8 protein-coding genes and 1 pseudogene are annotated in these 9,719 nt (G+C 61.4%); 4 read left to right on the top strand and 5 right to left on the bottom strand.

The genetic code is table 11. The features are described 5' to 3' along the window. A pseudogene (locus AC0IW7_RS24560) lies at window positions 1–194 on the top strand (amidohydrolase family protein); the annotation flags it as partial. 158 nt (window positions 195–352) lie between these two features. Here AC0IW7_RS24560 and AC0IW7_RS24555 read toward each other — a convergent pair. The 3 genes from AC0IW7_RS24555 to AC0IW7_RS24545 form a co-directional block, all read right to left on the bottom strand. Next, the gene (locus tag AC0IW7_RS24555) at window positions 353–1,708 is read right to left on the bottom strand and encodes a uracil-xanthine permease family protein (RefSeq protein ID WP_471821444.1); all 1,356 of its coding nucleotides are present in this window, start codon (window positions 1,706–1,708) and stop codon (window positions 353–355) included. Between the two features lie 168 nt (window positions 1,709–1,876). Beyond that, complete coding sequence (locus AC0IW7_RS24550; RefSeq protein ID WP_463383854.1) at window positions 1,877–2,695, bottom strand: outer membrane protein OmpK; 819 nt, start codon at window positions 2,693–2,695, stop codon at window positions 1,877–1,879. 303 nt (window positions 2,696–2,998) lie between these two features. After that, entirely contained in the window at window positions 2,999–3,919 is a 921-nt protein-coding gene (locus AC0IW7_RS24545; protein WP_463383853.1) for a LysR family transcriptional regulator, read from the bottom strand. 185 nt (window positions 3,920–4,104) lie between these two features. Here AC0IW7_RS24545 and aptA point away from each other — a divergent pair, with 185 nt between their 5' ends. The 3 genes from aptA (at window position 4,105) to AC0IW7_RS24530 (ending at window position 7,306) form a co-directional block, all read left to right on the top strand. Continuing rightward, a complete protein-coding gene (gene aptA / locus AC0IW7_RS24540; RefSeq protein ID WP_122493183.1) occupies window positions 4,105–5,451 on the top strand; it encodes an omega-aminotransferase AptA in 1,347 nt (448 codons plus the stop codon). A gap of 4 nt (window positions 5,452–5,455) precedes the next feature. Next, window positions 5,456–5,743: a cupin domain-containing protein gene (locus AC0IW7_RS24535; protein ID WP_463383852.1), complete on the top strand. Its 288-nt coding sequence runs from the start codon at window positions 5,456–5,458 to the stop codon at window positions 5,741–5,743. Between the two features lie 66 nt (window positions 5,744–5,809). Continuing rightward, a complete protein-coding gene (locus tag AC0IW7_RS24530) occupies window positions 5,810–7,306 on the top strand; it encodes a CoA-acylating methylmalonate-semialdehyde dehydrogenase (protein WP_122493181.1) in 1,497 nt (498 codons plus the stop codon). A 96-nt stretch (window positions 7,307–7,402) separates the two neighbouring features. Here the strand turns inward: AC0IW7_RS24530 and AC0IW7_RS24525 are convergent, their stop codons facing one another. Then, window positions 7,403–7,750, bottom strand: a complete 348-nt coding sequence (locus AC0IW7_RS24525; RefSeq protein ID WP_471821441.1) for a lysozyme inhibitor LprI family protein — start codon at window positions 7,748–7,750, stop codon at window positions 7,403–7,405. A gap of 137 nt (window positions 7,751–7,887) precedes the next feature. Further along, entirely contained in the window at window positions 7,888–9,501 is a 1,614-nt protein-coding gene (locus AC0IW7_RS24520) for an inorganic phosphate transporter (protein ID WP_471821439.1), read from the bottom strand. Window positions 9,502–9,719: the final 218 nt, after the last annotated feature.

Here is a 9,719-nt window from a genome sequence, read left to right as displayed (position 1 = left end):
GCTATTTCGGTTTACACGACATGGCCATCGGGCCGGTCGCCAGCGGCGGTCGCGCCAGCTTGAGGGCGTTGCTGGTGGGCGGGCGGCGTGTGGTCGCCGACGATCAGGTGCCGGGGTTGGATGTGATGGAGTTGGGGCGTCAGGCGCAGGCGGCGGTGCTGGAGTTGCAGCGTCGGGCCGGAGTGCGGACGTAGGTTGGGTCGTTCCGCGTTCGGTGAGCGCAAGCGAAGCCCAACGATACGCAAGAGCAAGCCTCAACGGTGTCATCAAACAGAACATGCGCTGTTTCGCTTGTCCTTGTTGGTAACGCGTGGAGGCGAATGCTTTCGCAACGTTGGGCTTCGCCTTTGGCTCAACCCAACCTACGCCGCTTCTCTTCCGGCAACACCAGATTCAACACAATCGCCGTCAACCCGCCGCTGGTGATGGCGGAGTCGAACAGGTTTTGCACCAGCTTGGGCATCAAATGCAGCAGCGTCGGTTGCGCGGCAATGCCCAGGCCCACGCCAAACGAGGCGGCGATGATCAGCATGCTGCGACGGTCCAGCGTTGACTGCGCAAGGATGCGCACGCCGGCCGCTGCCACGCTGCCGAACATCACCAACGTGGCGCCGCCCAGCACTGGTTTCGGGATCTGTTGCAGCACGGCGCCCAGCAATGGGAACAGGCCAAGGGCAAACAGCACCACGCCGATGTACAAGCCGACGTAACGGCTGGCGACGCCGGTCATCTGGATCACGCCGTTGTTCTGGGCAAAGGTGGTGTTGGGAAACGCGCTGAAGGTGGCGGCGATCATGCAGCTGACGCCGTCGCCCAATACGCCGCCTTTGAGGCGCGCCAAGTAGCGCGGGCCTTCGATCGGTTCGCGCGAGAGCATGCTGTTGGCGGTCAGGTCGCCGACGGTTTCGATGGTGCTGATCACGTAGATCAGCGCCACCGGAATGAAGGCTGTCCAGTCGAAGGCGAAGCCGAATTTGAACGGAATCGGCAGGCTGACGAGGGGCAAGTCTGGCAGCGGTTGTGGCACCAGTTTGCCGGTGAACCAGGCGGCAATGCTGCCCACGGCCAGGCCGATGATGATCGCTGACAAGCGCACCCAAGGGCGGCCGGAGCGGTTCAGGGCGATGATGGTCAGCAGCACCAGGGCGCCGAGGCCGAGGTTGGCGGGGGCGCCGAAGTCCGGGGCGTTGAAGCCGCCGCCCAGGTCGGTGACGCCCACTTTGATCAAGCTCACGCCAATCAAGGTGATGACGATGCCAGTCACCAGCGGCGTGATCACGCGGCGCAGTTGGCCGAGCATGCGGCTCAGCACAATCTGTACAAAGGCGCCGAAAAAGCACACGCCGAAAATCATCGCCAACACATCTTCCGGGCTACCGCCGCGGCTCTTGACCAAAAAGCCGGCCGACAGCACGGCGCCGAGAAAGGCAAAGCTGGTGCCTTGCAGGCAGATCATGCCGGCGCCGATGCCAAACGGGCGGCGCGCCTGAATAAACGTACCGACGCCCGAGACCATCAAGGCCATGCTGATCAGGTACGGCAGGTGGGCGCCCAGGCCCAGCACCGAGCCGATCACCAGCGGCGGCGTGATGATGCCGACAAAGCTGGCAAGCACATGTTGCAGGGCGGCGAAGAACGCCGGCACCGGCGCCGGGCGGTCTTCGAGGCCGTAGATGAGGTCGGTGTTGCTGTCGGAGTCGGGCTGCATGTCGCGGTCTCGCACAGTGTTTTGTTGGCCCGATCGGTCGTACCGGGCTACAGAATTCTTGATTAAAAAATGCCCATTGAGCGCGGTGCGCCAACGGGCCAATAAAGGAGGTTTAGGTTCAAGCGGTAGAGCAGGCCGCTGCGCCAAAACAGCGGCCGGAACAGCGGATCAGAAGTGCACTTTGGCGATGAAGTTGATGGCGCTCTGGTCTGTGCCTTGCAGAATTTCGTCACCGAGGAAGCTGTTGTCGTCGATGGCGTATTTGTTTTTCCAGTAGTCGTATTCCACACCCACGTAGAAGTGTTTGACCGCGCTCCAGCCCATGGCTTTGCCCAGGTCGTATTTAACCTGCGGGTTGAAGTGGAAGTTGGCGTGCAGGTCGTTCGGGCGGCTGCTGGTGGCGTCTTTGTTGTTCCACACCCAGTCGAGGTAGCCGTCGATAAGGATGTCGGAATTGCCTACCGGAATGGTGTACGACCACACCGGCGTCACTTGCCACTGGCCGGACGGGTTCTTGGTGATGCCGTCGGGTTTGCGGTAGTAGAAGTTCAGCTGGAAGTAGTCGAAGCCTGGCAGGTTGAAGTCGAAGGCTGGGCCGAGCAGGTAGTTCTGGTTGCGGTTCTCGCCACGCTCGTAGGTGCCAGCGAGCAGCACATCTTTCAGTGGGCCGAACTCGATTTTCTGGTCGAAGATTTTGCTGAACGACAGGCGCGGGGTGATCTCGCCGTAGTAGGTGTTTTTGCCGGCGTTGGCATCTTCGGTGCCGTTGTAGTTGATCTGGTCGAAGAAGATAAACAGGTCGCCGAAGGTCCAGCCGCTCGCGTGTTCGAACGAGAAGGTTTGCTGGATCGCCGGGTTCACTTTGAAGTCGCGGCCGTACAGGTACGTGATGCTGTTGTCCTGCCACACCAGTGGGCCGTCGGCTTGAGCGGCGCTGGCGCCCAGCAAGAGGCTACCGGCAAGCAGCAGGGAAGAGACTTTATTCATTCGCGTGTGTGCTCCCAGGAAGGCGTCCTTCACACGAGCGCAGTGGCCCGCATGACTTCACTCTAGTTTTAGTTTTCCTGGCCACTTGGTCAGGTGCACTCGTCTTTGCAAGTTTCTGTCCAAGTGATCAGATTCGCCGAAAAAACTTCGCAGAAATTGTGCGCAATCGATGCGGGCCTTGTGTCGGCGGGTGCATACATTCGCTGCAGAAAGGGTGACGGACAAGCCGTCAGACTGACCGATGGGTCGAGGAACGGCGGGCTGCTTCGTCATGGCGCCCGCCGTGCACTGAAGCGGGGCGCCTCAGGTGGTGGCGGCGAGGGCTTCGAGAAAGCTTTCCAGTACCAGGTGCGGGCGACGGCCTTTGCGCGTAACCGAGGCCAGGCTCAGGTCGTAAAAGCGGCTTGCCGGTTTCAGCGCCCGCAGCCGGCCCTGTTGCACCCAGAAGCTGGCGTAGTGGTCCGGCAAGTAGCCGATATAGCGCCCGGTAAGAATCAGAAACGCCATGCCTTCACGGTCCGAGGCGCTGGCGGTGGCTTTCAGCACTTGGTACTGGGCCTGAATCTCGGGCGGCAGGCGGAAGGTCGGGGCGATGGCGTCCTGCACGTTCAGGCGCTCGTCGCTGAGTTGGTCGTCGGCGGCGTAGAACAACGGATGGCCGACCGCGCAGTAGAGCAGCGAGCGTTCTTCATACAAGGGCTGGTATTCCAGACCGGACAAGGTGGTGGCCTGCGGCACCACGCCCACGTGCAAGCGACCGTCGAGCACGCCTTGCTCCACTTCGCTGGGCGGCGTCATGCGAATTTGAATGTGCACGTCCGGCCCGCGTTCTTTTAATTGGGCCAGCGCATTGGTGATGCGCATGTGCGGCAGCGTGACGAGGTTGTCGGTAAGACCGATGTTCAGCTCGCCGCGCAAGTGCTGGTGCAGGCCGTTGACCTCGGTGCGAAAACTTTCCAGGGCGCTGAGCAATTGCAGCGACGATTGATACACCTCGCGGCCTTCCTCGGTCAGCGCAAACCCGGCGCGGCCCCGTTGGCACAGGCGCAAGCCGAGGCGTTGTTCGAGGTCGCTCATTTGCTGGCTAATGGCCGAGCGGCCGATGCCCAGCACGCTTTCGGCGGCAGAAAAGCCGCCGCATTCCACCACGCTGCGAAAGATGCGCAGCAGGCGGATATCAAAGTCACTGACCTGGGCGAGGGGGTCGGGGCGGCGGGTACTCATAGTTTAGTGAATGCCAATCTGAAAATTAGAAGAATCGGGTTTTTCAGACTTTATGCCCATGGCACCTTTGCTCGCAAGCACAACAGCTACCCGTCATTCGCGTAGGAGCCAGCGTGCCGGCGAATCTTGGTTCGCCAGCAAGCTGGCTCCTACAAAGAACAGAACAATCCATGCGAGGCCATTAAATGAACATGCCGCAAACCGCCCAGCCATCCTTGGCCAGCCAGCTCAAGCTGGACGCGCACTGGATGCCGTTTACCGCCAACCGTAACTTCCAGCGCGACCCACGTTTCATCGTGTCGGCCGAAGGCAGCTGGCTGGTGGACGACCAGGGCCGCAAGATCTACGACAGCCTGTCGGGTCTGTGGACCTGCGGCGCCGGGCACTCACGCAAGGAAATTGCCGAGGCGGTGGGCAAGCAACTCGGTGTGCTGGATTACTCGCCAGGCTTTCAATATGGCCACGCGCTGTCGTTCAAACTGGCTGAGGAAATGGTCGAGCTGATGCCCGGTGACCTCAAGCACGTGTTCTTCACCGGTTCCGGCTCCGAGAGCGCCGACACCTCGGTGAAAATGGCCAAGGCCTACTGGCGCCTGAAAGGCCAGGCGAGCAAAACCAAATTCATCGGCCGCGCCCGTGGTTACCACGGTGTGAACATCGCCGGCACCAGCCTCGGCGGCATCGGCGGCAACCGCAAAATGTACGGGCAGTTGATGGATGTCGACCATCTTCCGCACACCCTGCAACCGGGCATGGCCTTCACCGAAGGCGCTGCGCAAACCGGTGGCGTGGAGCTGGCCAACGAACTGCTGAAACTGATCGAGCTGCACGACGCCTCGAACATCGCGGCTGTGATCGTCGAGCCGATGTCCGGTTCGGCCGGCGTGATCGTGCCGCCAGTGGGCTACCTGCAACGCCTGCGGGAAATCTGCACGCAGCACAACATCCTGCTGATTTTCGACGAAGTGATCACCGCGTTCGGCCGCATGGGCAAGTGGACCGGCGCCGAATACTTTGGCGTGACGCCAGACATCATGAACGTGGCCAAGCAGATCACTAACGGTGCCGTGCCCCTGGGCGCTGTTATCGCCAGCCGCGAGATTTACCAGACCTTTATGAACCAGCCTTCGCCTGAGCATATGGTCGAGTTCACCCACGGCTACACCTACTCGGCTCACCCGGTGGCGTGCGCTGCCGGCCTGGCTTCGCTGGAAATTCTCAAGCGCGAAAACCTGGTGCAGCAATCGGCTGAACTGGCCCCGCATTTCGCCAAGCTGCTGCACGGCGTGAAAGGCGCCAAGCACATTGTCGACATCCGCAACTGCGGCCTGGCCGGCGCCATTCAACTGGCTCCGCGTGATGGCGACCCGGTGATCCGTCCGTTCGAGGCTGGCATGAAGCTGTGGAAAGCCGGGTTCTACGTGCGCTTCGGCGGCGACACCCTGCAATTCGGGCCAACCTTCAACGCCAAGGTCGAAGACCTCGACCGCGTGTTCTCTGCTGTGGGCGATGCCCTGAACAGCGTGGACTAAGCCGATGACCCAGCGCGTGCAAGCCGTGCCCACCGTGCAGGTGGATAACGATGAGGTGATCGTCACCGAATGGCGATTTTCGCCCGGCAGCGAAACCGGCAAGCACCGCCACGGTTACGACTATGTCGTGGTGCCGATGACCGACGGCCTGCTGCTGTTGGAAACCCCGGAGGGCGACAAGCACGCGCCGCTGAAAGCCGGCCAGGCGTACTTCCGCAAGGCCGGCGTTGAGCACAATGTGATCAACGCCAGTGACCACGAGATCGTCTTCATCGAGACCGAAATTAAATAGGCGTCGTGCTGTTCGAGCACGGGCCCAGGCGCCAGACGCCGCACGCATTCGATAAGGGAGTTTTGTATGAGCACCATCCAGCATTTGATCAACGGCGAATTCGTGACCGACACCGGTCGCACTGCCGACGTGTACAACCCGTCGACCGGCGAGGCGATTCATAAAGTGCCATTGGCCAGCCGCGCCACCGTGCAACAAGCCATCGACGCCGGCAAAGCCGCGTTCCCGGCCTGGCGCAACACACCACCGGCCAAACGCGCGCAGGTGATGTTCCGCTTCAAGCAATTGCTGGAGCAGAACGAAGCGAAAATTTCGCAGATGATCAGCGAAGAGCACGGCAAAACCCTTGAAGACGCCGCTGGCGAACTGAAGCGCGGCATCGAAAACGTGGAATACGCCTGCGGCGCGCCGGAGATTCTCAAAGGCGAATACAACCGCAACGTCGGTCCGAACATCGACGCCTGGAGCGACTTCCAGCCGGTGGGCGTGGTCGCCGGTATTACCCCGTTCAACTTCCCGGCCATGGTGCCGTTGTGGATGTACCCGCTGGCCATCGTGTGCGGCAACTGCTTCATCCTCAAACCGTCCGAGCGTGACCCAAGCTCCACCTTGTTCATTGCCGAACTGCTGAACCAGGCCGGCTTGCCTAAAGGCGTGTTGAACGTGGTGCACGGCGACAAGGAAGCGGTAGATGCGCTGATCGAAGCGCCGGAAGTCAAAGCCCTGAGCTTCGTGGGTTCGACGCCGATTGCCGAGTACATCTATTCCGAAGGCACCAAGCGCGGCAAACGCGTTCAGGCGCTGGGCGGCGCGAAAAACCACGCCGTGCTGATGCCCGATGCCGACCTGGACAACGCCGTCAGCGCCCTGATGGGTGCAGCCTACGGTTCGTGCGGCGAGCGCTGCATGGCGATTTCGGTGGCGGTGTGTGTGGGCGATCAGATTGCCGACGCGCTGGTCGAGAAAATCGTGCCGCAAATCAAGGCGCTGAAAATCGGTGCCGGCACCTCGTGCGGCCTGGACATGGGCCCACTGGTTACCGCGGCGGCGCGTGACAAAGTGGCGGGTTACATCGACGCCGGTGTGGCCGCTGGCGCGACCTTGTTGGTAGACGGTCGCAACCTGAAAGTGGCCGGCAACGAAGACGGCTTCTTCCTCGGCGGCAGCCTGTTCGACAACGTCAAAACCGACATGACCATCTACACCGACGAGATCTTCGGCCCTGTGCTGTGCATCGTTCGCGTCGGCAGCCTGGAAGCGGCCATGCAGTTGATCAACGATCACGAATACGGCAACGGCACCTGCATCTTCACCCGTGACGGTGAAGCGGCGCGTTTGTTCTGCGACGAGATCGAAGTGGGCATGGTTGGCGTCAACGTGCCGTTGCCGGTGCCGGTGGCTTACCACAGCTTCGGCGGTTGGAAGCGCTCGCTGTTTGGCGACCTGCACGCCTACGGCCCGGACGGTGTGCGTTTCTACACCCGTCGCAAAGCCATCACCCAGCGCTGGCCGCAACGTGCTTCCCATGAAGCCGCGCAGTTCGCGTTCCCAAGCAACGGCTAAGCGCGTTCGCTGTATCGGCGTGTGAAAAGGCCCGTCATTTGACGGGCCTTTTTTATGCGTGGTCGGCCGGTTTGTTGGCGCCAGCGCGGTTGCCGATCAAGGCGGCGCCACGGTGCAGTCGGTGCCGGTTTCGGCGCAGTGCAGGTAGTGCTGCAGCGCGCGAATTCGCGCCAAGGTCATGTCCTCGGCGCACTGGCGATAACTGTCGATGTGCTCATTGTTTTGTTCGTCATCGGTGGTGACGAACTCGCATTCGGCATCACGAAAGGCTCGCCAGGAGCGCTGGGTGTTGATCAGTTGCTTGCGGTGAATCGGGGTGTTTTGCAGCAGGGTTTTCAAGGTGGCGTACAGCGTCGCCAACTGCTCTTTGCTGGCTTCGTAGGACACCGGCGTTGCACCGATCAAACTGCCACACAGCAGCAAAACAGCGAGGCGTCGCAGCATACAAGCTCCTGACCGGGCGAACCCGTGCGCCCGGATGTGAAGCATAGGCGCTGCGCGGCGCAGACGAATAAAAAAGCCGCCCTTGCACAGTGAAAGGGCGGCAATACGCGGGGGAGCGCGGGTAAAACAAAGCGCGGTTAAAACAAGAACGTGAACAACCAATACAGGCTGCCAGACAACAGGATGGCGACCGGCAAGGTCAGCACCCAGGCCATGAGCAGGTTGCGGATCGTGCGCATCTGCAAGCCGGAGCCATTGGCGGCCATGGTGCCCGCCACACCGGATGACAATACGTGGGTCGTGGATACCGGCAGGCCATACACGTCGGCCGCGCCAATGGTGACCATGGCCACTAATTCCGCCGAAGCGCCTTGGGCGTATGTGAGGTGGGTTTTGCCAATTTTTTCGCCGACGGTGACCACGATGCGTTTCCAGCCGACCATGGTGCCGAGGCCCAAGGCGATGGCGACGGCAATTTTCACCCACAGCGGGATGAACTTGGTGGATTCGTCGATTTGCTTCTTGAACGCCAGCAAGGTGTTTTGCGTGGCGGTGTCGAAGCCGCCGACTTTGTCTTTGTCCATAAAGCGAATGGCTTCGGAGGTGAGGTACATGTCGTTACGCACGTTGGACACTGCCGCCGCCGGGACCTGGGCCAGGGAACCGTAGCTTTTCACTTGCGCGCCGATGGAGCCGGCGAGCGAGGCCAGGGCCGGAATCAGCTCGGGTGTGACCTGTTTGCTGCGCACGTACTCCGAGAGCGTGGCGCGCGGGTCTTGCGGCGCGGGTTGCGGGGCGACTTTGACCAGCGCCTGCTGCGTGACCTGTGCCAATGCGGTGAATTGCTCGACCTGGCTTTCCGGCATGGCGCGGTTAAGGGCGTAGGCCATGGGCAATGTGCCGATAAGAATCAGCATGATCAGGCCCATGCCCTTCTGCCCGTCGTTGGAACCGTGGGCGAACGACACGCCGGTGCAGGTCAGAATCAACATGCCGCGGATCCACCAGGGCGGCGGCGTTTGGCCTTTGGGCGCCTGGTACAGCTCGCGGTTCTTCACCAGCGCACGCAGGGCCAACAGCAGCAGCGCGGCGCAGCCGAAGCCGATCAAGGGCGAGAGCAGTAACGAGTAACCGACCTTCGTCGCTTGCGCCCAGTCCACGCCGCTGGCGCCGTCGCGGCCATGCATCAGCGCGTTGGCGATGCCCACGCCGATGATCGAGCCGATCAGCGTGTGCGAAGACGACGCCGGCAAACCCAGCCACCACGTGCCGAGGTTCCAGATGATGGCCGCGATCAGCAGGGCGAACACCATGGCAAAGCCGGCGGAGGAGCCCACCTGCAGAATCAGCTCTACGGGCAGCAGGGCAATAATCCCGAATGCCACGGCGCCGCTGGACACCAACACCCCAAGGAAATTGAAACAGCCCGACCACAACACCGCGAATTGCGGCGGCAGCGAATGGGTGTAAATCACCGTGGCCACCGCGTTGGCGGTGTCATGCAAACCGTTGACGAACTCGAAGCCCAGGGCGATCAGCAGCGCGATGCCCAAGAGCACGAAGGGCGTCCAGGTGGTGACGACGGTGCCGGCTTCGTCGACGTCGTGGAACAGGCTGTAGGCGCTGTAGACCAGACCGAGGATTAGGATGGAGAAGAAAACCAGTTTCGTGCCCTTGCCGTGGGTACGGTTTAGCTTGGGCTTGGCGTCTGCCGCGATTGAAACATCGCCGGCATAGGAGGGGCTGTTCATGTGAAGGGCGTCCTTGGGGAAGGGAGACCTGATCACTATTCTGTTTGGATGTTACAGATTGTGTTTCGGGGGGCGTTGGTTGTTTGTGGGGGATGTGGGTTGGGGGTAGAGCTTGGATTGGACGGAGTCACCTGAAAGACTCTGGATCCCCGCCTTCGCGGGGATGACGGGTGTTTGTGCGTCTGGCGGCGATACCTGAACGAGCCTGGATCCCCGCG

It is taken from the genome of Pseudomonas sp. AC229, assembly GCF_979254655.1.
This window is presented reverse-complemented; position numbering and strand designations above follow the sequence as displayed.

Bases quoted from the DNA above. Each gene is read 5' to 3' on its own strand.
- AC0IW7_RS24555 (WP_471821444.1), bottom strand. From the start codon at position 1,708: ATGCAGCCCGACTCCGACAGCAACACCGACCTCATCTACGGCCTCGAA.
- AC0IW7_RS24550 (WP_463383854.1), bottom strand. From the start codon at position 2,695: ATGAATAAAGTCTCTTCCCTGCTGCTTGCCGGTAGCCTCTTGCTGGGC.
- AC0IW7_RS24545 (WP_463383853.1), bottom strand. From the start codon at position 3,919: ATGAGTACCCGCCGCCCCGACCCCCTCGCCCAGGTCAGTGACTTTGAT.
- aptA (WP_122493183.1), top strand. From the start codon at position 4,105: ATGAACATGCCGCAAACCGCCCAGCCATCCTTGGCCAGCCAGCTCAAG.
- AC0IW7_RS24535 (WP_463383852.1), top strand. From the start codon at position 5,456: ATGACCCAGCGCGTGCAAGCCGTGCCCACCGTGCAGGTGGATAACGAT.
- AC0IW7_RS24530 (WP_122493181.1), top strand. From the start codon at position 5,810: ATGAGCACCATCCAGCATTTGATCAACGGCGAATTCGTGACCGACACC.
- AC0IW7_RS24525 (WP_471821441.1), bottom strand. From the start codon at position 7,750: ATGCTGCGACGCCTCGCTGTTTTGCTGCTGTGTGGCAGTTTGATCGGT.
- AC0IW7_RS24520 (WP_471821439.1), bottom strand. From the start codon at position 9,501: ATGAACAGCCCCTCCTATGCCGGCGATGTTTCAATCGCGGCAGACGCC.